This window comes from Acrocarpospora phusangensis, assembly GCF_016862995.1.
GTDB lineage: Bacteria > Actinomycetota > Actinomycetes > Streptosporangiales > Streptosporangiaceae > Acrocarpospora > Acrocarpospora phusangensis.
Window position 1 is genome coordinate 44,798 of sequence record NZ_BOOA01000049.1, and the last position, 26,120, is coordinate 70,917.

The 26,120-nt window shown below is 69.1% G+C and carries 27 protein-coding genes; 8 read left to right on the forward strand and 19 right to left on the reverse strand.

The annotated features are described in order from the left end of the window. Positions 1-3 precede the first annotated feature (3 nt). Positions 4-1,326, forward strand: a complete 1,323-nt coding sequence (locus Aph01nite_RS26700; protein WP_204043745.1) for an HEXXH motif domain-containing protein — start codon at positions 4-6, stop codon at positions 1,324-1,326. 1 nt (position 1,327) lies between these two features. Here the strand turns inward: Aph01nite_RS26700 and fxsT are convergent, their stop codons facing one another. Beyond that, positions 1,328-3,859 carry an FxSxx-COOH system tetratricopeptide repeat protein gene (fxsT, locus tag Aph01nite_RS26705; RefSeq protein ID WP_204043746.1) on the reverse strand — a complete coding sequence of 844 codons (2,532 nt, stop codon included), beginning with the start codon at positions 3,857-3,859 and terminating at the stop codon, positions 1,328-1,330. A gap of 188 nt (positions 3,860-4,047) precedes the next feature. On the opposite strand from fxsT, the gene Aph01nite_RS26710 reads away from it, so the two are divergent. The 6 genes from Aph01nite_RS26710 to Aph01nite_RS26735 all read left to right on the forward strand — a co-directional run bounded on the left by Aph01nite_RS26710 (position 4,048) and on the right by Aph01nite_RS26735 (position 10,968). Further along, positions 4,048-4,206, forward strand: a complete 159-nt coding sequence (locus Aph01nite_RS26710; RefSeq protein WP_204043747.1) for an FxSxx-COOH-like cyclophane-containing RiPP peptide — start codon at positions 4,048-4,050, stop codon at positions 4,204-4,206. A 123-nt stretch (positions 4,207-4,329) separates the two neighbouring features. Continuing rightward, a complete protein-coding gene (locus Aph01nite_RS26715) occupies positions 4,330-5,208 on the forward strand; it encodes an SIR2 family NAD-dependent protein deacylase (protein WP_204043748.1) in 879 nt (292 codons plus the stop codon). Further along, positions 5,208-7,232 (forward strand): nSTAND1 domain-containing NTPase, encoded by a 2,025-nt coding sequence (locus Aph01nite_RS26720; protein ID WP_204043749.1) that lies wholly within the window; start codon positions 5,208-5,210, stop codon positions 7,230-7,232. Before Aph01nite_RS26715 ends, Aph01nite_RS26720 begins: the two co-directional genes overlap by 1 nt. A gap of 201 nt (positions 7,233-7,433) precedes the next feature. Further along, positions 7,434-8,744 carry an MFS transporter gene (locus tag Aph01nite_RS26725; RefSeq protein ID WP_204043750.1) on the forward strand — a complete coding sequence of 437 codons (1,311 nt, stop codon included), beginning with the start codon at positions 7,434-7,436 and terminating at the stop codon, positions 8,742-8,744. Between the two features lie 56 nt (positions 8,745-8,800). Then, a complete protein-coding gene (locus Aph01nite_RS26730; RefSeq protein WP_204043751.1) occupies positions 8,801-10,282 on the forward strand; it encodes an aldehyde dehydrogenase family protein in 1,482 nt (493 codons plus the stop codon). Positions 10,283-10,386: 104 nt separating this feature from the next. Next, positions 10,387-10,968, forward strand: coding sequence for a TetR/AcrR family transcriptional regulator (locus tag Aph01nite_RS26735; protein WP_204043752.1), 582 nt, complete (start codon positions 10,387-10,389; stop codon positions 10,966-10,968). A gap of 231 nt (positions 10,969-11,199) precedes the next feature. Here Aph01nite_RS26735 and Aph01nite_RS26740 read toward each other — a convergent pair whose 3' ends face one another. The 4 genes from Aph01nite_RS26740 to Aph01nite_RS26755 are packed head-to-tail and all read right to left on the reverse strand — an operon-like array spanning position 11,200 to position 14,969. Next, entirely contained in the window at positions 11,200-11,793 is a 594-nt protein-coding gene (locus Aph01nite_RS26740) for a response regulator transcription factor (protein ID WP_204043753.1), read from the reverse strand. Beyond that, on the reverse strand, positions 11,790-12,968 hold the full coding sequence (locus Aph01nite_RS26745; protein WP_204043754.1) for a sensor histidine kinase: 1,179 nt from the start codon (positions 12,966-12,968) through the stop codon (positions 11,790-11,792). The genes Aph01nite_RS26740 and Aph01nite_RS26745 overlap by 4 nt, the downstream gene beginning before the upstream one ends. A 10-nt stretch (positions 12,969-12,978) precedes the next feature. Continuing rightward, the gene (locus tag Aph01nite_RS26750) at positions 12,979-14,097 is read right to left on the reverse strand and encodes an ABC transporter permease (protein WP_204043755.1); all 1,119 of its coding nucleotides are present in this window, start codon (positions 14,095-14,097) and stop codon (positions 12,979-12,981) included. After that, complete coding sequence (locus tag Aph01nite_RS26755) at positions 14,094-14,969, reverse strand: ABC transporter ATP-binding protein (protein WP_204043756.1); 876 nt, start codon at positions 14,967-14,969, stop codon at positions 14,094-14,096. Before Aph01nite_RS26755 ends, Aph01nite_RS26750 begins: the two co-directional genes overlap by 4 nt. 112 nt (positions 14,970-15,081) lie before the next feature. Here Aph01nite_RS26755 and Aph01nite_RS26760 point away from each other — a divergent pair, with 112 nt between their 5' ends. Further along, positions 15,082-15,672 (forward strand): cob(I)yrinic acid a,c-diamide adenosyltransferase, encoded by a 591-nt coding sequence (locus tag Aph01nite_RS26760; RefSeq protein WP_204043757.1) that lies wholly within the window; start codon positions 15,082-15,084, stop codon positions 15,670-15,672. A 6-nt stretch (positions 15,673-15,678) separates the two neighbouring features. Here the strand turns inward: Aph01nite_RS26760 and Aph01nite_RS26765 are convergent, their stop codons facing one another. The 14 genes from Aph01nite_RS26765 to Aph01nite_RS26830 form a co-directional block, all read right to left on the reverse strand. Further along, the gene (locus Aph01nite_RS26765) at positions 15,679-16,056 is read right to left on the reverse strand and encodes a DUF2550 domain-containing protein (protein WP_204043758.1); all 378 of its coding nucleotides are present in this window, start codon (positions 16,054-16,056) and stop codon (positions 15,679-15,681) included. 24 nt (positions 16,057-16,080) lie between these two features. Next, a complete protein-coding gene (locus Aph01nite_RS26770) occupies positions 16,081-16,482 on the reverse strand; it encodes a F0F1 ATP synthase subunit epsilon (protein ID WP_204043759.1) in 402 nt (133 codons plus the stop codon). Between the two features lie 49 nt (positions 16,483-16,531). Then, positions 16,532-17,971 carry a F0F1 ATP synthase subunit beta gene (atpD, locus tag Aph01nite_RS26775; protein WP_204043760.1) on the reverse strand — a complete coding sequence of 480 codons (1,440 nt, stop codon included), beginning with the start codon at positions 17,969-17,971 and terminating at the stop codon, positions 16,532-16,534. Between the two features lies 1 nt (position 17,972). After that, entirely contained in the window at positions 17,973-18,872 is a 900-nt protein-coding gene (locus Aph01nite_RS26780; RefSeq protein WP_204043761.1) for a F0F1 ATP synthase subunit gamma, read from the reverse strand. A 3-nt stretch (positions 18,873-18,875) separates the two neighbouring features. Then, on the reverse strand, positions 18,876-20,525 hold the full coding sequence (atpA, locus tag Aph01nite_RS26785; RefSeq protein ID WP_204043762.1) for a F0F1 ATP synthase subunit alpha: 1,650 nt from the start codon (positions 20,523-20,525) through the stop codon (positions 18,876-18,878). A gap of 23 nt (positions 20,526-20,548) precedes the next feature. Continuing rightward, positions 20,549-21,352, reverse strand: coding sequence for a F0F1 ATP synthase subunit delta (locus Aph01nite_RS26790; protein WP_204043763.1), 804 nt, complete (start codon positions 21,350-21,352; stop codon positions 20,549-20,551). Then, complete coding sequence (locus Aph01nite_RS26795) at positions 21,352-21,897, reverse strand: F0F1 ATP synthase subunit B (RefSeq protein ID WP_204043764.1); 546 nt, start codon at positions 21,895-21,897, stop codon at positions 21,352-21,354. The genes Aph01nite_RS26790 and Aph01nite_RS26795 overlap by 1 nt, the downstream gene beginning before the upstream one ends. 29 nt (positions 21,898-21,926) lie before the next feature. Beyond that, positions 21,927-22,154 carry an ATP synthase F0 subunit C gene (gene atpE / locus Aph01nite_RS26800; RefSeq protein ID WP_155347320.1) on the reverse strand — a complete coding sequence of 76 codons (228 nt, stop codon included), beginning with the start codon at positions 22,152-22,154 and terminating at the stop codon, positions 21,927-21,929. A 75-nt stretch (positions 22,155-22,229) separates the two neighbouring features. After that, entirely contained in the window at positions 22,230-23,039 is an 810-nt protein-coding gene (gene atpB, locus Aph01nite_RS26805) for a F0F1 ATP synthase subunit A (RefSeq protein ID WP_204043765.1), read from the reverse strand. Positions 23,040-23,103: 64 nt separating this feature from the next. After that, positions 23,104-23,319, reverse strand: coding sequence for an AtpZ/AtpI family protein (locus Aph01nite_RS26810; protein WP_204043766.1), 216 nt, complete (start codon positions 23,317-23,319; stop codon positions 23,104-23,106). Positions 23,320-23,369: 50 nt separating this feature from the next. Further along, on the reverse strand, positions 23,370-23,792 hold the full coding sequence (locus Aph01nite_RS26815; RefSeq protein WP_204043767.1) for a Cg1360 family ATP-synthase-associated protein: 423 nt from the start codon (positions 23,790-23,792) through the stop codon (positions 23,370-23,372). A gap of 131 nt (positions 23,793-23,923) precedes the next feature. Then, positions 23,924-25,150 (reverse strand): glycosyltransferase family 4 protein, encoded by a 1,227-nt coding sequence (locus Aph01nite_RS26820; RefSeq protein ID WP_204043768.1) that lies wholly within the window; start codon positions 25,148-25,150, stop codon positions 23,924-23,926. 271 nt (positions 25,151-25,421) lie between these two features. Next, a complete protein-coding gene (locus tag Aph01nite_RS26825; RefSeq protein WP_204043769.1) occupies positions 25,422-25,808 on the reverse strand; it encodes a hypothetical protein in 387 nt (128 codons plus the stop codon). 30 nt (positions 25,809-25,838) lie between these two features. Continuing rightward, positions 25,839-26,120, reverse strand: a 282-nt coding sequence (locus tag Aph01nite_RS26830; RefSeq protein WP_204043770.1) for a hypothetical protein, incomplete at its 5' end; no start/stop codon positions are given.

A 26,120-nucleotide genomic window follows, 5' to 3' on the forward strand; every position in this document is an offset into this window, starting at 1 on the left:
CTGATGCGCCGAATCACGGTTCCGGGTGACGTTTTCGCCGCGCTCGCGGCGGGCGCGGGGGGCGAGCACGCGGGACGTTTCCTCGCCGGCGCGGAGCGGAGCAAACACCTGCTGCTGGTCAGGAACGTGGTGGCCACCGCCGAGCAGATCGGCCACGAACGGGCGTGGGAGCTCGCCGAGGCGTACGACCTGCTGGCCGGGCTGCACGAGGACCATCCGGAGGCGGTGGAGCGGGTGCTGCGGCATCCGCCGGTGGGCACCTGGGCGCTGCGCATGATGAACGTGCTGCCGCGCAAGAGCGGCGGCGGTCCGCTGGCGTTCAGCTACCTGCCCGGCATGGCGATGGCCGCGGCGGTGCTGGCCGGCGCGACCACGGCGCTGGACCTCACCGCCTCCGGCGGCCGGGTGCTGCTGCCGTCCCTGGGCGCGTGCCGCCTGGCCACCGCCCACCACCGGTACACCACCCGGGTCACGCTCAGGACGGGCCCGGAGGGCGGGGAGGTCTCCGGGGCCGGCGGCGTGGCGTACATCCCGAGAAGTCCCGAACTGTACGCGGAGGGCTGGAGCGGGGTGCGCCGCCTGTCCACCGAGCACGGCGGGCGGCGGTTCAGCGTGCTGCTGGACGACCTCGACCCCTACCGGCTGCCGGAGGGCTGGCCGGCCCCGCGCCAGCGCCCGGCGGCCATCCGGCAGTGGCAGGAGCACCTGCACTCCGCCTGGTCCCTGCTGATCGAGCACCACCCCGGCTACGCGGACGATGTCGCGACCTGCGTCACCACGTTCGTCCCGCTGCACCGGCCGGGCGGGCGCACGGTCAGCTCCACCTCCCGGCGCGCCTTCGGCTCCTTCGCCGCCTCACTGCCCACCGACGGGCGCGTCCTGGCGGCGCTGCTCTCCCACGAGGTCCAGCACGGGAAGCTCTGGGCGCTGCTCGACCTCGTCCCGCTCACCGTCAAGGAGGAGACCCCCACCCTCTGGTACGCCCCCTGGCGCGACGACCCCCGCCCGATCATGGCGCTGCTCCAGGGCGCGTACGCGCACCTCGCGGTGGCGGCCTTCTGGCGGGTCCAGCGTTTCGTGGACCGAGGCGAGGCGGCCCTGCGCGCCCACACCGAGTACGCCCGCTGGCGGCAGCACACCCGCGACGCCATCGAGACCCTGCGCACCAGCGGACGCCTCACCCACGCCGGGTACGACTTCGTCACCGCGATGGCCGCCACGATCGACGGCTGGCGCGGCGACGCGGTCCCGCCCAGCGCCGCGCGGCGCGCCGAAGCCTCCTCGGCCGACCACCGCCGGGCCTGGCTGCGGCGCAACCAGCGGTAGCTCAGACGGCGGGGGGCTCGAAGTCGAAGTCCAGCCGCTCGTGGTGGGCGACCGCGATCACGTCGGGGTAGTTCTCCCCCAATGTCCGGCCGAACCGCTTGATCACGTCGTCGCGCAGGTCCCGCGCCCGCTCGGCCTCCCCGACCGCCTCCAGGTCGAGCGCCAGGTTGGCCGCGCAGGCCAGCGCGTGCGGGTGGTCTTCCCCGAGCACGTCCCGCAGCCCCGCCGCGGCGGCCTCGCCGATCTTGCGGGCCTCCGCCACCTCGTCCCGGCCGGACAGCACGCTGGCCAGGTTGGTCGCGCAGGTCAGCGTGTAGTGGTGGCGCTCGCCGAGCGTGGCGGTGAAGCGCGCCAGCGCCGAGCGGAGCGTCGTCTCCGCCTCGTCGGACTCGCCCAGCAGGCGCAGCGCCAGCGCGGTGTTGAGCGCCGCGCCGAGCGTGAAGGGATGGTGGGGTCCGAGCACCTCGCCGTACCGCTCGGCGGTCTCGGTGGCGAACGCGGCCGAGGGGTCGTAGTCCTTCACCAGGCGCTGGCAGTTGGCCAGGGTCAGCGCGGCCGCCAGCGTGGTCGGGTTGGCCCGGCCGTAGGTGTCGCGCTGCCGATGGAAGACCTCCCTGGCCAGGCTCAGGGCCTCGTCGAACGCGCCGGCCTTTCTGCGGGCGATGGCCAGCTCGCGGGCCTGGTTGAGCACGTCCGGGTGGTTCACACCGAGCACACGCTGGCGGACCAGGTCCTGGTAGATGCCGTACACCCGCTCGCTGTGCTCCCGCGCCTCGGCGTAGCGGCCGAGCAGGCGCAGGTCGCGCGCGACCGCGTTGTTGCTGAACGCCACCCGCCAGTGGGCGTCGCTGCCGTAGTAGTCGCGGCGTAACTCGTACCCCCGGCGGTCCAGGGCCAGCGCGTCCTCGTACCGGGTGGCGAGGGTGTTGTCGATGGCCAGGTTGCTCAGCACGCGCTGCGTGTTGGGGTGGTTGGTGCCGAAGACGCGCTCGTGCAGTTCCAGCGCGTCCTGGTCCGCCTCCAGTGCCGACGCGAACTGACCGAGCCACCGCAGGATGCCGCCGTGGATGTTGGTCATGATCAGCGTCTCGTCGTGGTCGTAGCCGTACGCCGCCTGGAAGCGCTCCAGCGTGTCCCGGCTGACCTCCAGCGCCTGCTGGTGGTAGCCCTGCACCAGCAGGAGGTTCGCCTTCAGCCGCCGCAGGATCAGCAGGTGCAGGTCGTTCTCCTTGCTGGTCCGCTGCCAGTCCTCCAGGGCCCGGTCGACCCACTCCGCGCACGCCTTGAGGTCGCCCTTGACCAGCAGGTAGCGGGCCATGTTGGTGACCAGCCGCCGAGCGTCCTGATAGGTGCACTCGATGATCTGCGACGGGTAGATGTGCGGCAGCAGGTCCTCGTACGCCTGCCAGCTGTCGAGCTCGTCGGGCCGGTCGGGGTCGGCGGCGGCCAGCAGCAGGTGCACGTCGTGCCGGACGGCCTTGCCCTCGTTCTCGGAGAGTCCCTCCTTGATGAGGGTCTGGATGATGCGGTGCATCTGCAGCGAGCGGCGCAGGTTGTCGATCCGGGCGAGCGCGTACCGGCCCAGCTCGCGGATGGCGTTGCTCATCCGGTAGGGGTCTTTGATGGTGTTGCGGAGCTCGGAGTCGGACAGCACGTGCCGGCCCAGGTTGATCAGGTCCAGCGGGATGGGCTCGGGGCCGAAGTAGGCGATCCGGTAGAGCAGCTCCATCGCGGAGGGCTCCTGCCGGGTGATGCGCTCCAGCGAGATGCTCCACGCCGCCGCCACCGGGACCGGGTAGTCCAGCGGGGTGCCCTGCGCGAGGATCTTGCTGGCCGCCCGCTCCAGCTCGCTGAGGTAGGTCTCCACGCTCATCGCGGTCTCGGCCATGAGGGCGCCGGCCTGCTCCAGCGCCAGCGGCAGGTCGCCCAGCTCCTCGGCCAGCCGGTCGGCGTCGTAGTCGGAGATGCCGGGGACGCGCCGGCGCAGGAACTCCATGCTCTCCACCCGCATGAAGACGTCCACGTCCAGCACCATCGCCCGGGACTGCCAGCGGTGGTTGCGCGAGGTGATGAGCACGTGCCCGTTGGCCTTGGGCAGCACGTCCTGCAGGTCCTCCGGCTGGTCGGCGTTGTCGAACACCACCAGCCACCGCTTGTACGGCTCGCCGCGGCGTAACTTCTCCCGCACCGCGTCGATCACGTCCTCCTGCCGGCCCGCCGGGATGTCGGTGATCCCGAGGCGCGGCGCGAGCGCCGCCAGCGAACCCCGCAGCAGCGGCGGCTGGTCGGCCGGAACCCACCAGATCAGCTCGTAGTCGCCGGAGAACCGGTAGATGTATTCGATCGCCAGGTGGGTCTTGCCGACGCCGCCGTATCCCTGGAGCGCGTGCAGGACGACCGCGTCCTTCTGTTCGACCAACTGGGAGCGCAATCGGTAGAGCAGATCCGACCGTCCCGTGAAGCTGGCGTTCCGCTGTGGCACGTTGCCCCAGACCGCCGGCGCGGCGGTTCCATACCTGTCAGAATCAGCCACTCGAGGCCTCCCATGGAGGATCGCTGGGGAAGATAGTAACTCAAGAAATCCCCGCGAATTGGGTGCGCATCTCCAGGGTAACCGAAATACGCCATTTTCAGTTGCCTCAATTCGGAGGGCTGGACGGGACCCGCCGCGTGCCTTATCAAGGAGGTGACGGATAGCCCACCACCATGAAGGGCAGCGGTGTGAGCGATCTAGAGAGTGGCCTGATCGACTTCGGCGGTTTCCGGCTCGGTGATCTCGCCTCGGCGGGTGACAGCGTCATCACCAGGGCCGCTCGCCGGGTGCGGGACGAGGCCAGCGGCACCGATGATCCACTGGCCCGTTTCGACGCGTCCCTCTGACATCGACGGCATCGACGAAAATTGGTGTCGCATCGCTCCTGAACGATCACCTCGCCGTGATTGAATCCTTCCACCGTTGACGGGGCCTCGGTATCGCCCTCACGTCTCGGATCGGTGGGATGCATGAAGGAGCTTGACTGGCAGCGGCTGGTCGCCGGCTTGGAGAGCGGTGACTGCACGCCCTTTATCGGTGCCGGGATGTGTTCCGGCATTCTTCCCACGGGGCGCGAGCTGAGCGCGGAGTGGGCCAGGAGGGTCCGTTATCCGTTCGAGGACAAGACCGCCCTGCCCGAGGTGATGGATTTCGCCGCCATCCACAACGGTGACGCGGTTTTCGTGAAACAAGAGGTGCTCAAGAGGCTGGCCGGCTGCGGCACGCCGGATTTCGACGACCCGCACGAGCCGCACGCGCTGCTGGCCAAATTCCCGCTGGCCGTCTACTTCACCACCAACTACGACAAGTTCATGAGCCAGGCGCTGACCAAGGAGAAGAAGCAGCCGAAGGGCGTCATCTGCCCCTGGTACCTGAGCTCGGCGGACATGGCCGCCCACTTCGGCGAACCGCTGCGCCCGACCGCCGGCGAGCCGGTCGTCTTCCATCTGCACGGGAGTATGGACGAACCGCGCTCACTGGTGCTCAGCAGAAGCGACTACGTGAGTTTTCTGATCAATCTTTCCAAGGACTACGCCTCCGACGACCGCAAACTCGTCCCCGTTTCGCTGCGTCCCTGGCTCACCGACCGCCCGCTGCTCTTCATCGGATACAGCCTTCAGGACTGGACGTTCAACGTGCTGTTCCAGGGCCTGCGGCAGACGTTGTCGGAGGTGCACCTGCGCCGCCATGTGAGCGTGCAGTTGCCGCCGCCCGACCTGCCGCCGCACCGCCGCCGGCAGGCGCAGAGTTATCTCACTAAATACTTCGACCGATGGAAGATATCGATATATTGGGGTACAGTAAATGATTTCTGTGCCGAGTTACGCCTCCGCATGGGGTGGGTCTGATGGACAACCCGTACGTGGGACTGCAGTCCTTTGACGCAGACCACGCCGAGCAGTTCTTCGGGCGGTCGCGAGAGTCCAGCGAACTCGCCGACCTCTGGTGCAGCAACCAGCTCGTGATCCTTTACGGCCCCTCCGGAATCGGGAAGACCTCACTTCTGCACGCGGGCGCGCTGCCCCGGCTCCGCCGCGACCACATCGATTTACTACCGGTGGGCCGCGCCGTCCCCGCCGCGGTCCTGCCGGCCCCCACCATGGCGACCCACAACCCTTTTACTTTCTCGCTGCTCTCGTCGTGGTCGCCCGCCGATTCCCCGGTACGGCTCGCCGGGAAAACGGTCTCCGATTTCCTGCTCGACCGCCCGGCCAAAAAACACCGGGACGGTGAGGACCTGCCATTGTTCGCCGCCATCGACCAGTTCGAGGAGGTTCTGGTCGCCACCTCGGTGTGGCGAAAACAGGCCGACGACTTCCTCACTGAACTGGGACGGGCGACCAAGGACGTGCCGCACCTGCGGCTGGTCATCTCCATCCGGGAGGACGCCGTCGCGGCGCTGCTGCCGTACGAGTCGTTGCTGGCGGGGCACGCGCGGGCCCGGATGCGGCTGCTGGCGCTGCGGCCGGACGACGCCGTGGCCGCCGTGGTGGGGCCGTCCAGGAGCACGCCGCGCTCGTACGAGGAGGACGCCGCGGAGAACCTGGTCCGCGATCTGCGCACCGTGCGGACGCGCAACACGCTCGGCAAGATGACGGCGGTGGAGACCGACCAGGTCGAGCCCTGGCAGCTCCAGGTGGCCTGCGCCGCGCTCTGGGACCGCCTCCCCGCGGACCGTACGGTGATCACCAAGGAGGACGTGCGCGACTTCGGTGACGTGAGCCTCGCCCTGATGGACGTCTACGAGCAGGCGATCGCGGCGCTCACGGCCGAGTTCGGTCTCTCCGAAGGCGTGTTGCGGAAGTGGCTGGAGGAAAGTTTCATCACCGATCTCGGCACCCGGGCGCAGACGTACGAGGGCCGGGACCAGACCAGGGGCCTGCCCAACGGGGTCGCGCGGGCCTTCGAGCGGCGCCACATCCTCCGCTCGGAACGCCGCTCGGGCGCCCGCTGGTACGAACTCCAGCACGACCGCCTGATCGAGCCCATCCAGCTGGCCAACCGCCCGTGGACGGGCTCCGGCACGGTCCGCGACACGGTCGAGCCCCGCGCGTCCGACTACCAGCGCTCGGCGGAGGCCGCCCTGGCCGAAGGCGACTTCACCAGCGCCGCCCGGTACGCCACGCAGTGTGTGCGCACGGCCGAGCGCGGCACCGACGAGCCCTCGCTCCGCACGGCGGCGGAGGCCAACTCCCTCCTCGGTGACATCACGTTCCTGCAGGGCCGCCCCGACGAGGCCGAACGCCGGTACCGGGACGCGTTGCGGCAGTTCGCGGCGGTCTCGGCCTGGTCCGCGGTGGCCCGATTGCAGCAGGCGATCGGCCGGATCCATTTGGGACGGCGATTGCCAGACCAGGCTTTGGAGCAGTTCCAGGGCGCATTGCACCATTTGCCCAATGACCATTCGATTCGGATCGATCTGGGACGGGCGAGCTGGCATTCCGGCCGCCTTGTCGCCGCGCTGAGCCTTTTCAACAGCGTTCTGGTCGCGAGCCCGGATAACGAGCATGCCCTGGCCGACCGCACTGAGATACTTGCCGATCTCGGTGATTATGTGGCGGCATTAGAAGATTTCGCCCGCTTATCCCGAATGTACCCAGACCGTGCGTCATCACCCGAAATACAGGCCGCGGCCGGCCTCGCCCTGGCCGGATTGGGGCGGGGCGACGAGGCGGAGAACCACCTGGATGGAGCCCTCGTGGACGCGCCTGATAGTGGGCCGGTACTACTACGCGTAGCCAAGGCCGCCGCTCTTATGGGTAAGATCAGGCGAGCAAAAGCACTTGCGCAAACGGCCCTTGACTCATCCAACCCTCCGCTTTTCGCCCACCACTTTGACCAGGCGACGGATATGCTCAGGGCCTTCGACTAATGGATTCGTCACCCGAATCATCGTCGGAGACCCGATAGGGGCGACTGACGCCCCCTGGAACGTCCCGCGTGGTCTTACAGGCTCGGTGGGTCGGAATTGGCCGGTGCCGTCTGGGTGTGAGGACTGGGACGTATCCCGGGGACAGGTGACGCAGGGTATGGAGCTCCGACCTCCAGAGGGCGATCGCGGGATCTCCCGCGCATGAACGCTTTCGTCAGGGCGTGCGCGGGTTCGTTCGCCTCCATGCTCGCCTCGCGAATCTTCGGAGTCACCTACCCGCTGCTCGCCCTGTCCATCTCCGGCTCGGCCACCGAGGCGGGATGGGTGGGTTTCGCCTGGGCACTCCCCAATGTCTTGTTCTACGTCCTGGCTGGCGCGCTGGTCGACCGCTGGGACTACCGGCGGGTGATGCTGATCGCCGACCTGATCCGGGGGGCCGCGGGGCTCAGCCTCGGGGTGGCGCTGCTGCTGGGCTTACCGACCTTCGGCCATCTGGTCGTGGTCGCGTTCGTGGAGGGCTCGCTGGGCGTCTTCCACAGCCTCGCCATCTCGGCGATGCTGCCCATCCTCACCGACGGCCCCGAACTGCGCTCGCGGCTCGGCAGCCACGAGGTGGCCACGCACGTCGCCGTCCTGCTCGGCCGGCCGCTGGGCGGCCTGCTCTTCGGCGTCCTGATGTGGATCCCGTTCGTCGCCAACACCCTCCTCTGCTTCGCCTCCCTGGCCGCCGTCTCGACGCTGCCGGCCGACGAGCGCCGCCCGGCCCGTACCCGCCGCCGCCTGCTCCGCGAGATCGTGTACGGCTTCCACACGCTCTGGCGCTTCACCATGCTGCGCACCGCGACCATCACCACCGCGCTGACCAACGTGGTCTTCCACGCGCTCACCATGATCTTCTACGCGCACGCGGCCAGTTCGACCTCGCCGATCTGGATCGGGGTCGTGGTCGCCATGGCCGGGCTCGGCGGGGTGCTGGGATCGAGCATCGCCCGGTTCAGCCAGGACCTGGCCAGGGAGATCTTCGGGGGCCGCCCGCGGATCCGGCTGGGCCGCTTCGAGATCCGGCTGAGCAGCCGCGAATGGCCGCGGGTGTCGATGTGGCTGCTGCACCTGTGGCTCTGGGTGCTCGCCCTGGCCATTCCCTGGTTCTGGGGGCCCACCGTCTGGGCGTTCGCCGGCGCTCTTGCCATCATGGGGATCTCCGGCGGTAAGAGCAACGTCAACATCCGGATGCTGGTGGCCGAGGGCGTCGACCAGAACGCGGCCGGGCGGGTGCTCAGCGTGTCCCGGCTGATGGGGTTCGGCGCGATCACCCTCGGGCCGCTGCTGGGCGGCTTCCTGGTCGGCTACCTGGGCGTCGCGAACGCCATCTACGCCCTGCTGATGGTGATGGTCACCGCCGCGCTGGCCACCACCGCGATCCCCCGCCTGCGCGTCCTCTTCTTCAAGCAGCCCCAGGGGGAGCCCGTCGTCCTCCCCAACGGACGGCATCTCCTGCCCGATCCGCAGTAGGGCTGTTGTAAGCGCGGCCTTACCGGCGTTATCGTGCCTCGCAGGAGGATGGTGACATGTCGCTCACTGAGCTGGAGACGTTCGATTCGTTGAATCCGGCCACGGGAGAGGTGCTCGCCTCCTACCCGCGGGACGGCGCGGCAGCCGTAGGGGACGCGGTGGCGCGGGCGGCGACGGCCGCCGAGTGGTGGGGCGGCCTCGGGTTCCGGGAGCGGAAGCGGCGGCTGCTGGACTACAAGGCCGTGCTGACGCGCAACCTCGCCAAGGTGGTCGCCGTGGTCTCCGAGGAGACCGGCAAGCCGGAGGGCGACGCGATCCTGGAGACCGTGCTGGCGATCACCCATCTGGACTGGGCCGCGCGGCACGCCGCCTCGGTGCTGGGCCGCCGCCGGGTGCCGAGCGGGCTGGTCGCGATGAACATGGCCGCCACGCTGGAGTACCTGCCGCTCGGCGTGATCGGCGTGATCGGGCCGTGGAACTACCCCGTCTTCACCCCCATGGGCTCCATCGCGTACGCGCTGGCGGCCGGCAACGCCGTGGTCTTCAAGCCCAGCGAGTACACCCCCGGCGTGGGCGTGCTGCTGGCCGAGCTGTTCACCGAGGCGGTGCCCGAGCAGCCGGTCTTCCAGGTGGTGACCGGGCTCGGCGACACCGGCGCGGCCCTGGCCGGGAACCCCGGGATCAAGAAGATCGCCTTCACCGGGTCCGCGCCGACGGCGCGGCGGGTGATGGCGGCCTGCGCGCAGAACCTCACCCCGATGGTGGCCGAGTGCGGCGGCAAGGACGCGTTCATCGTGGACGCGGGCGCCGACCTGAAGGCCGCCGCGGACGCCGCCCTCTGGGGCGCCATGTCCAACTCCGGGCAGACCTGCGTGGGCGTCGAGCGCGTGTACGCGGTGACCGAGGTCTACGACGAGTTCCTGCGCGAGCTGACCGAACGGGCCAGGGGCATCCGGGCCGGCGAGCACTACGGCCCGATCACCATGCCCAAGCAGCTGGACATCATCCAGCGGCACATCGAGGACGCCGCCGGCAGCGGCAAGGCCGTCGTGGGCGGCCCCGAGTCGGTGCGCGCGCCGTTCGTGGACCCGGTGATCGTCACCGACGTCCCCGAGGACTCGGGCGCGGTCCGCGAGGAGACGTTCGGCCCGACGGTGACCGTCAAGCGCGTCGCCGACGTGGCCGAGGCCCTGGAGAAGGCGAACGCCTCCGCATACGGCCTGGCCGGCACGGTCTTCTCCGGGAACACCGGGCGAGCCGTGGAACTGGCCCGGCGCATGGTCACCGGGATGACCGCCATCAACTCGGTCATCTCGTTCGCGGGAGTGCCGGCGCTGCCGTTCGGCGGCGTGGGCGAGTCGGGCTTCGGGCGCATTCACGGCGCGGACGGCTTGCGCGAGTTCACCCGGCCGAAGGCGGTGTCCCGGCAGCGTTTCGCCGTACCGGGAATGAACCTGACGTCGTTCGGGCGCACACCCGCGGAGCTTGACCGGCTGGTCAAGATCGTGACATTACTTCATGGCCGCAGAAAGCGCTAATTTCCCGATACTTCCACAAAAAAGATCTTGCGACCATAATGGTGGCTTCTGGGGGGCCATGACGGCGTGAGGTGAAGATTTTGACGGGACGGGACTATCGGGGGATGTCGGCCGAGGAGCGCCTGGCCGACCGGCGAGAACGGTTGATCCTGGCCGCGTACACGCTCTTCGCGAGCCCGGGATTCCACGCGACGACGATCGAGCGGCTCTGCGCCACGGCGCGGATCTCCAACCGCGCGTTCTATGAGTGCTTCTCGGGGAGGGAGGCACTCATGCGCGCGGTCTACGACCGCTGTGTCGAGGAGACCCTGCAGGCCATCACCAAGGCCATCGACCAGGCGCCCCCCGAACTGGACGCCCGGATCGTGGCCGGCATCACGGAGTACGTGAAGTTCGTGACGGCGGACGAGCGGCGCGCCCGCATCATGCATCTGGAGGTACGCCGGGCCGGGGACGTGCTGAGCAACGCCCGCCAGCGCGCGGTCCTGGACTTCACCAAGATCATTGAAGGGACGGTCAACGACCTGCCGGTGCACCAGCCCACGGAGCTGCACCTGCTGTCCCTGGCCCTGATCGGCGCGGTCACCGAGTTACTGATCGAGTGGGTGGTCTCCGACCATCCGCCGGCCACCGAAGTGATCGTCAAGACGGCCGTCCACGTTTTCCGCCGCGCATTTATCCGATGAATGTTCTTGGCCCGCCTTCAACGAGCGGAAGGCGGGCCAGCATATAGAGACGGGCCCGAACCCGAGCCCGAACAGATAACCGCAAGGACGACAAGACACGCGAAAAGCGCGTAACTACCTGACGGCACGCGTCCCTTCAGCGAAGCTGCCGATCACGCTTCGTAATCACACCGTGGCATATCGCCAGCCGCGGCGGCCGCCCGCCGCCAACGTGGCGCGCCAAGAAAGTCCCTAGATCCAGCCCATGTCCTGGGCTGCCCGGATGGCCGTGATGCGGTTGCCCGCGCCCAGTTTGGTGATCGCGTTGGAGAGGTAGTTGCGGACCGTGCCCTCGGTGAGGTGCAGCGTGGCGGCGATCTCGCCGACCGAGGCTCCGCCGGCGGCCAGGGCGAGCGCGTCGCGTTCCCGGTCGCTCAGCGGGCTCTCGCCGGCCATCATGGCGGAGGCGGCCATCTCGGGGTCGAGGTAGCGGCCGCCCGCGTGCACCTTGCGGATGGCGGCGGCCAGCTCCTCGGCGGGCGCGTCCTTGGGGATGAAGCCGCGCACCCCGGCCGCCAGGGCACGGCGCAGGTAGCCGGGGCGGGCGAAGCTGGTGAGGATGACCATGGCCTGGCCGGGCAGGGACTCGGCCACCGTGAGGCCGTCCTGGCCCGGCATCTCCACGTCCAGCACGACGACGTCGGGGGTGTGCTCGGCCACCGCGGGCTTGACCTGGTCGCCCCGGGCCACCTGGCCGATCACCTCGATGTCGGGTTCGAGGGTGAGGAGGGTGGCGATGGCCTGCCGTACCAGATGTTCGTCGTCGGCGAGCAGGACGCGGATCACGCGGCGACCCCGGCCAGGACGGGGGCGACGGCGCGCAGGGTGAACTCGCCCGAGCTGTTCGGGCGGGCGCTCAGGGTGCCGCCGACGGCGGCGAGACGCTCGCCGAGCCCGGTCAGGCCGCTGCCCACGTCCTCTGCCACCGGCCTGGCGGTCACGCCGTCGTTCCGCACTTCGAGCACGGCCTCCTCACCGGTGAACCGCACGGTGATGTCGCAGAAGCTCGCGGTGCTGTGCCGCAGCACGTTGGTGACGGCCTCCCTGACCACCCAGGCGAACACGGGCGCGACCTCCGCCGGCACATCCCGGTACGGCAGATGCAGCCGGCACTCCACCCCCGCCGCCTCCAGGACCGCCCGCACGCTGCCCAGCTCGGCCACCAGGTCGAGCTCCCGGTACCCCCGGACGGCCTCCCGCAGCTCCCGCAGCGCCTTCCTGGCCAGCTGCCTGACCTCGGCCATCTCGGCCGCGGCCCGCGCGGGGTCATCGGCCAGCCGGACCGCGAGCTCACTCTTCACGGCGATCGCGGACAGCTGGTGGCCGACCAGGTCGTGCAGGTCGCGGGCGAAACGCAGGCGCTCCTCCGCGACGGCCAGCCGGGCCTGGGCCTCCCTGCCGTCGTGCGCCTGCTCGGCCAGCTGCCAGATCCACACCCACAGCCGGTTGGCCCACGGGAAGAACGTGCCTATCAACAGGTTGTAGACCAGCACGCCGACGATGAGCCCGGCCACCGAGCCCTCGTCCTGGGACCAGACCGGGTCCTGCTGGAAGAGCGTGAGCAGGATCGCGAGCGGCGAGCTCACCGCTATGGTGGCGGCGCCGAGCAGGACCGCGTTGCGGCGGCTCAGCCCGATGGCCGCCACCGCGAGCCAGGCGAACGGCACGAAGCCCCAGCCGGTGGGGTTGGCGCCGCCGGCCACGGCCACGGCGTAGGCCAGGACGCCGGTGATCACGACCTCGCGGGTGGCGTAGCGATGCTGCAGGATGGCGCGGGTGACGCGCAGGAACAGCCAGCTGAACACGAGCAGGCCGAGCATGGCGAGACCCAGCCGGACCCCGCTGGTGGGGCCGAACCCGGCCGCGCTGGCGACCAGGACGATGAACCACGCGGTCGCGAGCGTCATGTTCAGCATCACCAGAACGAGCCGGCGCGCCCGCGCGATCCCTTTGTCGCCCATTTGCGGCATTCTACGGCTTGCTGCCCGTGAGCACCTCGGACAGCCGCACCCGGGCGCCGGTGCGCAGCACCGCCCGCTCGTAGATCTTCGCGCCTAGGGCCAGCATGCCCGCCACCGCCGCCACCATGAGCGCGCCGGACAGGGCGATCTCCCAGATCGGGACCTCGGCGGCGGCGGCGCGGACCGGCATGACCATGGAGGAGAACGGCGGGACCAGGGAGAGCACCGTGGCGATCGTCGAGGTCGGGTCGGCGGAGGCGAAGAACGAGACGCCGTAGCTGACCATGAGCAGCAGGGTCATCGGCTGGAGCACGTTGCCGACCTCCTCCTGCCGGGACACCAGCGAGGCCAGCGCGCCGGAGAAGGCGGCGAAGAAGGCGTACCCGAGGATGAACCAGATCAGCGAGCCGATCGCGATGCCGGTCATCCCCGGCGGGAAGTCGGCGGCCAGGCCGGACAGCAGCGCCGCCACCAGGCCGGTGACCACGATCGCGGCCATGTTGATGAGGCCGATCACGCCGAGCCCGAGGATCTTGCCGCCGAGCAGCTGCCAGGGCCGGATCGAGGTGAGCAGGATCTCCACGATCCGGCTGCCCTTCTCCTCGACCACGCCCATCGCGACCATCATCACCGACCCGATGATCATGAAGAAGAGCACCATCACGAGCACGGTGGCGATCCCCCGGCGGGCACCCTGGTAACGGGTGTCCGCGCCGACCGACTCCATCGCGAGCGGCGTGATCGTCACCCCGGAGGCCCCGATCTGGGCCTCCCGGTTGGCGCTCTGCAGCAGCAGCCCGAGCTCGTCGTCGATCTCCCCGTCGGTGAGCACCCGGTTCCCGGGCACCAGGGCCGCCTCCACGTCACCGCCCAGCACGGCGGTCTTGGCCGCCGCCTCGTCGGCGAACTCCCGCCACTCGAACTCCACATCCGGCGCGAACGTCTTCAGTGGCAGCTCGGCCACCTGCACCCGCCCCAGCGTGAACGACTCGGGTCCGTCGAACAGCTTCGGCGCGAACGCGAGACCCGCCACGATCACCACCGAGACGATCAGGCCGATCACGAACGCTTTGGTGCGCACCTGGGTGCGGATCTCCCGCCCCGCGACCAGCAGCAGGTGGTTCGTCACGACACGGCCTCCTTGAAGATCTCGGTGATGGTGGGACGCTCGGCCCCGAAATGCTCGACCCGCCCCGCCTGTACGGCCGCGCGCAGGATCTCCTGGTCGTCGCCCCCGGTGACGACCAGGGTCTCCCGGTCTCCGGCCACGGTCAGGGTGCCCGGAAGGTTGTCGGCCCAGCCCGGCTTGGCGTCCCTGACCACGACCCGCAGCCGCTGCCCCTCCGCGGAGCGCAGCTCGTCCACGGCCCCGCTGGCCACCATGCGGCCCGCCGAGATGATCCCGATGGAGTCGCAGAGCCGCTCGACCAGCTCCAGCTGGTGGCTGGAGAAGATCACCGGTACGCCGCCCCTGGCCCGCTCCTGCAGCACCTCGGCGAGCGCGTCCACCGCGATCGGGTCGAGGCCGGAGAACGGCTCGTCCAGCACCAGCACCTCCGGGTCGTGCACCAGCGCCACGGCCAGCTGCACGCGCTGCTGGTTGCCCAGCGAGAGCGCCTCGACCGCGTCGCCGCGCCGCTCGGTGAGCCCGAGCCGCTCCAGCAGCTCGGCGGTGGCCTTGGCGGCCCCCTGCGGAGTGAGCCCGTGCAGCCGCCCGAAGTAGTCGATCTGCTCGCCGACCTTCATCTTCTGGTAGAGGCCGCGCTCCTCCGGCATGTAGCCGAAAGTCCGCCGCGCCGCGAACCCGAGCGGGACGCCGTTCACCGAGACCTGGCCGGCGTCCGGGCTGAGCACGCCCATCACGATCCGCATGGTGGTCGTCTTGCCCGCGCCGTTGGCGCCGACGAACCCGAACATCTCCCCGGGCCGTACGGCGAAGCTCACGCCGTCGAGTGCGACCTTGTCCTGAAAGGTCTTTCGCAATCCACTGATGTCCAACATGTGTCGATCATTTCGTGGGCGGAGTATCGCGCGGTAGACGCTGATATCAGAGGGTCTTGATGGTTTTCACCCCTCGCGGAGATGACAGATGTCATCTCGTACGCTGAGCGGCATGACACGTGGGGACAACGACAAGCCGGTGGTGCTTTCCAAGATCTACACGCGGACCGGCGACGACGGCACGACCGGGCTCGGCGACATGAGCCGGGTCAGGAAGACCGACCCGCGCCTGGCCGCCTACGCGGACGTGGAGGAGGCCAACGCGGCCATCGGGGTGGCCCTGGCCACCGGCGGCCTGCCGGCCGAGATCGCGGAGACGCTGACCCTCATCCAGAACGAGCTCTTCGACGTGGGCGCCGACCTCTGCACCCCCGTCACCGAGAACCCGGAGTATCCGCCGCTGCGCGTCACCCAGCCGTACGTGGACCGGCTGGAGGAGCAGTGCGACCGCTTCAACGCCGACCTCAAACCGCTGCGCAGCTTCATCCTGCCCGGCGGGGACCAGGCCACCGCCCTGCTCCATCTCGCCCGCACCGTCGTACGGCGGGCCGAACGCACGGCCTGGGCCGCCCTGGAGGCACACGACGACATGAACCCGCTGACCGCCACCTACCTCAACCGGCTCAGCGACCTGATGTTCATCCTCTGCCGGGTCGCCGCGGCCGGGGCCGAGATCCTCTGGAAGCCCGGCGCGACCCGCTGACCCGGATCAGCCCGCCGGATCGAGGTGGGCGCTCGGCGGCGCCGACTCCAGCCAGGCCAGGAACCCCGTCAGCGCGTCCTCGCTCATGGCCAGCGCGATCGGGCCCGCCTCGACCATCCAGTAGCCCTCGGGCCCCTCGCCCTCGTCCAGCGGGCGGCGGCGGGAAACGATGAGGCCGCGCCTCGCTATCGCGTGGCGCGGCCTCAGTCGCAGTCCCAGGAAGGGCACCCAGTGGAGTTCTCCGCCGGCATACCGGGCTACTCCCGATTGCCAGCGCTCCCCTGTCCGCACGCTGCAGGCGACCGTGCCCCGGCGTGCGTTCAGGGCCACGGCCCTGATACAGAACAGGGCGGCGAGCACCGCGATCCCCGCGATAATCTCCATCGCCGCCCCTCCTGAACGTGTTCGCTATACGTCTTCCCCGGCCGCCCGCAGCCGGGCCCGGTTCCGCTTGGCCTCGATCTGGGCGTCCGCGTCGTCCTGGTTCGCCTCGATGGACGCCTGGGCGCGCTCCAGCGCGTCCTTCGCCCTCGCCACGTCGACCTCGGAGCCGAGCTCCGCCGCCTCCGCGAGGATCGACACCTCGTTGTCGGCCACCGAGATGAACCCGCCGTGCACCGCGGCCACCAGGTCGCTCTCGGAGTCGCGCTTGACGCGCAGCACGCCGCCCTCGACCAGGACGCCGAGAACCGGCGCGTGATTCGGCATAATACCGATCTCGCCGTCCACGGTCTTGGCAATCACCATGTCGGCCGCGCCGGACCAGATCTCACGCTCCGGCGAGACCACCCCTACTTGCAGCTTTGCCACAGTTACCTCCAAAACGCCGACCCGGTCGTCCCGGGCCGGCGTTTCACGATTAGCGAGCCAGTTCCTTGGCCTTGGCGATGGCCTGCTCGATGCCGCCGACCATGAAGAACGCCTGCTCGGGCAGGTGGTCGTACTCACCCGCGCAGAGGCCCTTGAAGGAGGCGATCGTCTCGTCCAGCGGCACGAACTCGCCCGGCTGACCGGTGAACGCCTCGGCGGCGTACATCGGGTGGGAGAGGAACCGCTCGATGCGGCGCGCCCGCTGGACGGTGACCTTGTCGTCCTCGGAGAGCTCGTCGATGCCCAGGATGGCGATGATGTCCTGGAGCTCCTTGTACTTCTGCAGGATCCGCTTGGTCTCCTGGGCGACCGCGTAGTGCTCCTCGCCGATGACCTGCGGGTCCAGGATCCGGGAGGAGGAGTCCAGCGGGTCCACCGCCGGGTAGATGCCCTTCTCCGAGATCGGCCGCGAGAGCACCGTCTGCGCGTCCAGGTGCGCGAACGCGTTGTGCGGCGCCGGGTCGGTGATGTCGTCGGCCGGCACGTAGATCGCCTGCATGGAGGTGATCGAGTGACCGCGGGTGGAGGTGATGCGCTCCTGCAGCACGCCCATCTCGTCGGCCAGCGTCGGCTGGTAACCCACCGCGGACGGCATACGCCCGAGCAGCGTGGAGACCTCGGAACCCGCCTGGGTGAACCGGAAGATGTTGTCGATGAACAGCAGCACGTCCTGCTTCTGCACATCGCGGAAGTACTCCGCCATGGTCAGCGCGGAGAGCGCGACCCGGAGCCGGGTGCCCGGGGGCTCGTCCATCTGGCCGAAGACGAGCGCGGTGTCCTTGAGGACGCCCGCCTCCTCCATCTCCAGCCAGAGGTCGTTGCCCTCACGGGTACGCTCGCCGACGCCCGCGAAGCACGAGGTGCCCGAGAACTTCAGCGCGACCCGGCGGATCATCTCCTGGATCAGCACGGTCTTGCCCACGCCCGCGCCGCCGAACAGGCCGATCTTCCCACCCTTCACGTACGGGGTGAGCAGGTCGATGACCTTGATGCCGGTGGGCAGCATCTCGGTGCGCGACTCCAGCTGGTCGAACGCCGGGGACGGGCGGTGGATGCCCCACGTCTCGGTGATCTTCAGCGACGCGGTCGGCACGTCCAGGGACTCGCCCAGCGCGTTCCACACGTGACCCTTGACCACGTCGCCGACCGGCACCGAGATCGGCTTGCCCGAGTCGGACACCGCCGCGCCGCGGACCAGGCCGTCGGTGGGCTGCATGGAGATCGCGCGGACCAGGTTGTCGCCCAGGTGCTGGGCCACTTCCAGGGTCAGCGTCTTGGTGACGTCCTCGCCCTCGGTGTTGAGGGTGACGTCGACGTTCAGGGCGTTGTAGATGTCCGGCATCGCCTCGACGGGGAACTCCACGTCGACGACGGGACCGGTGACTCGGGCGACGCGGCCCACGCCGGTCTCAACAGTCTGTGCAGTCATTTCACTCTTTCCCCGCGGCGGCGTCGGCCAGCGCGTTCGCGCCACCGACGATCTCGCTGATTTCCTGGGTGATCTCGGCCTGGCGAGCCTGGTTCATCTGCATGGTGAACACGCGGATGAGCTCGTTGGCGTTGTCGGTCGCCGACTTCATCGCGCGCCGCCGGGCGGCCTCCTCCGAGGCCGCCGACTGGAGCAGCGCGGTGAAGATGCGCGACTCGATGTAGCGCGGCAGCAGCGAGTCCAGCACGGCGCCCGCGGTCGGCTCGAACTCGAAGTAGGGCAGCGGCGTCGGCGGCGCCTCGGTGGTCTCCTCGACCACCAGCGGCAGGATGCGCTTGACCACGACCTCCTGCGTCAGCATCGACACGAACTCGGTCGAGACGATGTGGATCTCGTCGATCCCGTTCTCTTCCGTGAACGCCTCGATCAGCGTGTCCGCGATGGCCTTGGCGTCGGCGTAGGCGGGCCGCCGGGAGAACCCGGTCCACTGCCCGCCCATCTCCCGGTGCCGGAAGGAGTGCCAGGTGACACCCTTGCGGCCGGTCACGAACGGCGTCGGCTCGATGCCCTTGCCGCGCAGCAGCCCGGCCAGCGCCTCGGCCTCACGCAGGATGTTGGCGTTGAAGCCGCCGCAGAACCCGCTGTCGCTGGTGACGATGAGCACCCCGGCGCGCCGGGGCTGCTCCTTCGCCACCGTCAGCGGGTGGCTGACCGTGCTGGTGTTGCTGACGACCCCGGTGACGGCGCGCGTGATCTCCCGCTCGTACGGCACCGCGGCCTGCATGCGCTGCTGCGCCTTCACGATGCGCGAGGAGGCGATGAGCTCCTGCGCGCGCGTGATCTTCGCGGTTGACTTGACCGACTTGATCCGCCGCCGCAGCAGTCTGAGCTGGGCGCCCATAGATCAGCGCCCCTCGGTCTTGCGGACGTGCTTGACGATCTTCTCCTGGCCGACCTCTTCGGCGTTGAGGGGCGCCACCGGCTCGTCCTTGACCAGCAGTTCGCCGGAGGAGGTGGTGAAGCCCTTCTTGAACTCGGTGATCGCGCTCTTCAGCGTGGTCACCGCGTCGTCGCCGAGGTCCTTGGACTCCCGGATGCCGTCGAAGACGCCCTTGTGGGAGCTGTTCAGGTAGTCCAGGAACTCGCTCTCGAAGCGGCGGATGTCCTCGATCGGGACGTCGTCCAGCTCGCCGGTGGTGCCGGCCCACACCGAGACGACCTGCCGCTCGACCGCGAACGGCGAGTACTGCGGCTGCTTGAGCAGCTCCACAAGGCGGGAGCCGCGCTCCAGCTGGGCCCGCGAGGTCGCGTCCAGGTCGGACGCGAACGACGCGAACGCCTCCAGGTCACGGAACTGGGAGAGCGAGAGGCGGAGCGTGCCCGCCACCTTCTTCATGGCCTTGATCTGGGCGGAGCCACCGACTCGGGAGACCGAGACACCGACGTTGATGGCCGGGCGGACGCCCGAGTTGAACAGGTCGGTCTCCAGGAAGCACTGACCGTCGGTGATGGAGATGACGTTGGTCGGGATGAACGCCGACACGTCGTTGCCCTTGGTCTCGATGATCGGCAGACCGGTCATCGAGCCCGAGCCCATGTCCTGCGACAGCTTCGCGCAGCGCTCCAGGAGCCGGGAGTGCAAGTAGAAGACGTCGCCGGGGAACGCCTCACGGCCCGGCGGACGGCGCAGCAGCAGCGAGACGGCGCGGTACGCGTCGGCCTGCTTGGTCAGGTCGTCGAAGACGATGAGCACGTGCTTGCCCTGGTACATCCAGTGCTGGCCGATGGCCGAACCGGTGTAGGGGGCGAGGTACTTGAAGCCCGCCGGGTCGGACGCGGGAGCGGCCACGATGGTCGTGTACTCCAGCGCGCCGGCCTCCTCCAGGCGGCCCTTGACCTGCGCGATCGTCGAACCCTTCTGGCCGATCGCGACGTAGACGCAGCGGACCTGCTTCGTCGGGTCGCCGGAGAGCCAGTTGTCCTTCTGGTTCAGGATCGTGTCCACCGCGATGGCCGTCTTGCCGGTACCGCGGTCACCGATGATCAGCTGGCGCTGGCCGCGCCCGATCGGCGTCATGGCGTCGATCGCCTTGAGGCCGGTCTGCAGCGGCTCCTTCACCGGCTGCCGCTGGACCACCGAAGGCGCCTGGGTCTCCAGGGCGCGGCGGCCCTCGGCCTCGATCGCGCCCTTGCCGTCGAGGGGGTTGCCCAGCGGGTCCACCACACGGCCGAGGAAGTTGTCGCCGATCGGCACGGACAGGACCTGGCCGGTCCGCCGTACCTGCTGGCCTTCCTCGATACTGCTGAAGTCGCCCAGGATAACCACACCGATTTCCCGGACGTCCAGGTTCAGCGCCAGGCCGCGCGTACCGTCCTCGAACTCCAGCAGCTCGTTCGCCATCGTCGAGGGCAGGCCGGAGACATGGGCGATGCCGTCGCCGCAGTCGACGACGGTCCCGATCTCCTCGCGCGCCGCGCCTTCCGGCTCGTACGCCTGGACGAAGCGCTCAAGCGCGTCCCGAATCTCGTCCGGCCGGATCGTCAGCTCCGCCATCTCTTCCTGTCTCCCTATTTCGCCTAGCCGGCCAACCGGCGGCGGACTTCTTCAATACGTCCAGCGATGGTGGTATCGATGATCTCGTCCCCGATCTTGACCGAGAACCCACCGAGCACCTTGGGGTCCACCTCCACGTTCAGGTGGACGTCACGACCGTAAGTCGCCCGCAGCCAGGCCGCGAGCCGCTCCTTCTGCTCGTCCGAGAGCGGTACGGCGCTGCTGACCACGGCCACCAGACGCTGCCGCTGCAACGCGACGAGCCGGCCGCACTCCTCCAGGCCCGCTTCCAGGCTACGTCCCCGCGGCTGTGCCACGAGATGCCTGATCAGACGGAGCGTGGCCGGCGCGACCTTGCCGCCGAGCAGACCGTCGAGCAGCTGCTCCTTGCCGGGCTTGGCCGGGTCGGCCAGGACGCGCCGCAGGTCCGGGTTGGCGGCCAGGATGCGGCCGAACCGGAACAGCTCGTCCTCGACGTCGTCCAGCTGCTCGTGGCTCTCCGCCTCGGTGGCGGCGGCGATCACGCCGAGCCGCTCCAGGGCGTCGGCCAGGTCGCCGGACTGCGACCAGCGTGCCTCGACCACGGCCACCGTGGTCTCCAGCGCGGCCGTGCCCACCTTGCCCGCCAGCAGGGCGCGCACGGCGCCCGCTTTCGCGTCCGCCGGACGGGAGGCATCGGAGAGCGTGCGCCGCAGGCCGTGCTCGCGGTCGAACAGGTCGGCCACCGCGAAGAGCTCGTCGGACAGCTCGCCCAGGTCGGCCGACCCGGCGACGCTGTTGAACCGCTCCTCGACCTCGGCCAGCGACGTCCTGCTCAGACCGCGCATTACCGAACCGCCGCGTTGGTGTTCTCGAGCTCCTCGAGGAACCGGTCGACGATGCGGCGCTGACGGGCCTCGTCCTCCAGCGACTCGCCGACGATGCGGCCGGCCAGGTCGGTGGAGAGACGGCCGATCTCGGCGCGCAGCTGGGCCAGGGCCTGCTGCTTGTCCGCCTCGATCTGGGCGTGCGCGGCGGCGATGATGCGCTGCGCCTCGGCCCGGGCCTCCTCCTGGAGGTCCGCCTTGATCTGGGCGCCCTGCTCGCGGGCCTCGTCCCGAAGCCGGGCGGCTTCCTGACGGGCGGCCTGGAGCTGGTCGTGGTACTGCTTGAGGACCGCCTGGGCCTCGGCCTGCGCGTCCTCGGCCTTCTTGATCCCGCCTTCGATCGCCTCGGTCCGCTCAGCCAGCGCCTTCTGGATGCGCGGGGTGAGGATCTTACCGACGACGATCACGACGACGGCGAACGCGAAGACGCCGACGACGAGTTCGTAGGTGTGCGGGAGTAGGGGGTTGCTCCCTTCCGCGGCCAGGAGCGTAGCTGCCAGTTTCATGGGTGCAGCCTTCCGTCAAGTGTTGTTCGTTACTGACCGAACATGAACGGCGCGACCAGGCCGATCAGGGCGAGGGCCTCGGTAAGCACGAAGCCCAGCAGCATGTTCTGGCGGATCAGGCCGTACGCCTCCGGCTGGCGGGCGATGGCCTGGACACCCTGACCGAAGATGATGCCGACGCCGATGCCGGGGCCGATGGCGGCGAGGCCGTAACCGATGGAACCGAGGGAGCCGGTGACCTCAGCGAGGACGCTCATTTTCTCTTCCTTTACTGGGTGGGCCGATGGGAGATTCCCCCACCGGTCTGGGCAAACTTGAAGGTGCTTGACGTCTCAGTGGTCGGCGTGCAGCGAGTTGCCGATGTACATGGCGGCCAGCATCGCGAACAGGAACGCCTGCAGGAACTGGATGAACATCTCGAACCCGGTCATGGCGATCGTCATGACGACGCCCACGACGCCGAGGCCGGCGCCGAGCGGGGTGAGTTTCTCGAACAGGAACCAGAAGCCGACCAGGCTGAAGAAGGCCAGGATGATGTGGCCGGCGAACATGTTCGCGAACAGTCGGACGGCGTGCGTGAAGGGCGCGATGATCAGGTTCGACAGGAACTCGATGGGGGCCAGCAGGAAGTAGATCGGCTTGGGCAGGCCCGGGGGGAACATCATGTTCTTGAAGTAGCCGATGGGGCCCTGGTGCTTGATGCCCAGGTAGATCTTCAGGATGTAGATCGTGGCGGCGAGCACGATCGGGAAGGCGATGTGCGAGGCCACCGGGAACTGGAGGACGGGGATGACGCCCATCAGGTTCCAGATCCAGACCATGAAGAAGATGCTGAGCAGCAGGCCCATCCACCGGTCGGCGTCCTTGCCGAGGAACGGCCGGGCGACCTGGTCGCGGACGAACATGTAGCCCATCTCGCCGACGTTCTGGATCCCGCGCGGCACCAGCTTGGGCTTGGCGAACGCGGACCAGCAGAAGATCACTACGATCAGCGTGCTGAGGATGGCGAGCAGAACCGGCTTGGTGAACCAGGCCACCCCGGAGATGAGCGGCGGAGCGTCGAACAGCTCCAGGCCGGGCGGGGTGAACACATCCTCGGAAGCCCCGGAAGCCCCGGAAGCGAGGACCGTCAGCGTATTCACGCGGCGTTCCCTTCAGCGTGATAGTGGATCGTCAAAGAGGCTTCGTCGGCCAGACAGCCGGGGGCTAGCTGCCGTACTTCCGGTAGACCAGGTAGACGGCGAGTGCTACGCCGAGGATCAAGCCGATGGGCGTGAACGCGACCACGCCGGTCCAACGGCTCAGCAACCAGCCGGCTCCGCCGTACAAGATCATCCCGGAGAGTAGATAGCTGGGGATCGACCAGGCGGCGCTGGCGAAGTCGCGGCCGTCGTCCTCGGGCCGGATTTTCCTCTCGCTCATCGCGGGGCCGACGATAGCAGGCGCAGGGGTGACTAGTCATATCGGGCCCCTCACGCGCCATCGGAACCCGGGACTTTCGTATCTGGGTCCACATAGAGCAGCTTCAACTTCATGAATCCGCGCATCTCGCCCACGGTCCAGGCGACGGTGCCGACGATCGCGGCCCATCCGAACGCGCGCGGCTCGAAGGCGGTGGCCGTCTCGAAGGTCTTCAGCAGCACCATCAGGACCAGGACCTTGACCAGGTAGCTGACCACGGCCGCGGTCATCATCATCATCGGCGAGACCCGGCCGGCGTACGCCACCGCGACCAGGCCGATGGTGAAGAACACGACCACGACCAGCAGGCCGATCACGGCGCCGAGCGCGCCGGGGAATCCCGCCAGGATGGCCGCCACCGCGGCGACGACCAGTCCAACCAACACGGTAGGCACGGCGGCGCCCTTGAGTACGCGCACGTCGTTGGCCTGCATCACGACTCCCGAAGCCTGTTGTCAAAAGTGCGATCAACCGAGCGTTTGCTTCCCCTTACGGAGGGGACCCTGCTAGTGAAAGCTATCACAAGCTCTACGTGGAGTGCCTTTACCTGCTTTTTCGGGGCATTTCACCCGGTAGTTGCCGTAGCTCTCGGTGTGGCGGTCGCGGCGGCCGTACCCGACTGGGAGTCGGAGGAGTCGGCCGGCGGGGGCATTCTATGGGCGGCGTGCGCCCCGCCACGCCCGTTCCCGCCGGTGGACCGCCAGCGCTGCCGCGACAGCAGCACCAGGATGGCGATGGCCACCGCGATGATCGGCGGGAACACCTCGACGGGCACACCCTCGACCGAGAGCGCGACCAGGGCGAACGCGAACAGGAACGTCCAGGCGTACATGATCAGGACGCTGCGGCGGTGCGAGTGGCCGATGTCGAGCAGGCGGTGGTGAAGATGGCCGCGGTCGGGCGCGAACGGCGACATGCCCGCTGAGGTACGGCGGACCACCGCCATGATCAGGTCGGCCAGCGGCAGCACCAGGACGGCGACGGGGAGCAGCACCGGCAGCAGCAGCGGGAACCGGTTGACCTGCAGGGCCGCGCTCGGCACCGAGGAGACGATGGTGACCAGCGAGGTGGCCAGGATCAGGCCGATCAGCATGGCGCCGGTGTCGCCCATGAAGATCTTCGCCGGGTTGAAGTTGTGCGGCAGGAAGCCCAGGCACATGCCGATCAGCAGCGACGCGACCACGGCGGTCAGGTTGATGCGGGTGGCCTGCAGGCTCTGCGAGAGCACCATCGAGTAGACCAGGGTGGCCAGCGCGGCGATGCCGACGATGCCGGCGGCCAGGCCGTCCAGACCGTCGACGAAGTTCACCGCGTTGATGGTGACGACCACGATCATGATGGTGATGACGACCTGGAGGTTGGTGTCCAGGCTCAGCTCGCCGCCCATGTTGGAGGGCAGCGGCAGGTAGCGCAGGGTGACGCCGTAGTAGACCAGCAGACCGCCGGCGGCGATCTGGCCGCCCAGCTTGACCAGCGCGTCCATGCCGAGCCAGTCGTCCAGGAAGCCGGTCACCACGATCAGTCCGCCTGCCGCGAGCAACGCCATCGCGGTCTGGCCCGACTGCTGGTCGAGGGCGCCGCCCACCCAGGGCAGGTTGGTGGCCACCAGCAGACCGGCGGCCATACCGCCGAACATCGCCAGGCCGCCGAGCCGGGGGGTCGGCACCTTGTGCACGTCACGTTCCCTGACCTCGGGCGCCGCGCCGATGCGCAGCGCGAAGGCCCGGACCGGAGGCACCAGCAGATAGGTGACAACGGCGGTGACGAGCGCCACAAGGAAGTATTCGCGCACGGACCTAGTTTCCCGGATCGAAGGAGCAGTTGTGACGGTATAACGACACAGAACCCGACGAAAACTTCGCTCGGATGCGCGATCTGGACGACGGGTGGCGCGCTTACCGGTGTGCAGAAAGTAGCGCACCCCGCTTGCGGGTCACTTGAAGCACGGTCGACCCTTGGCCATAGCTTCACGCCCGGCCGCGCGGGAGTCCTCCCCGCTCGTCCGCATTTCGCCCCGTCGGACGCGACACCCCTCGCCTGCGCGGCGTCACCCGCGCGCGGGATCACGAATAGGCGTGCGGGGCTCCCGCCTTGCTGGGGATCCAGCGCGGGGTGTCGGCCGCCTGGTCGCTGATCGCGGTCAGCACGGCCTGGCGGTACAGGCCCAGGCGGTTGCGCCACTCGCCCATGTCCTGGATGTAGCGCTTCGCGACGGGCGCGTCCCAGACGTCGGTGCTCCTGGCCATCTGGTACGGCTTGTCGAGCGACGTGGTCAGCTGCTCCATCAGCGGGAGAACCTGGAACCAGAGGTCGACCAGGCGCTGGTACTCCGGGTTGAAGACCCAGGTGGTGGCCTGGCCGCCCGGAGTGAGCAGGTCGGAACTGGACGGCGCGGGCGGGGTCTCGCCCGGCTGGAGCGGTCTCGGCGCGGGGGGATCGACGTAACTCACGCTTTCTCCTACTTCCGGGTACGTCTTCGGCTACGCGCCAGGGGCGGGGATCGGCTGGTCCGGATCGTTGGGATCGACACTGCCGGCCGGACCGTCAGGCTTGATCTCCATGGGCGCCCACGCGCCGGTGCCCCACTCCCCGGCCGGCACCGAAACACTCGGCATGTCCATCGGCTCGATCTCCCCGTGCAACTGAATCAACGCCCGAAGCGCATCGTCAGTCGGCGGCTTCGCCGGAGCCGACAGCACATCCCCCGGCTGCTGCGCCGCCAACGCACGCGGATCGACGTCTTCCCCCTCACCGACCAACAA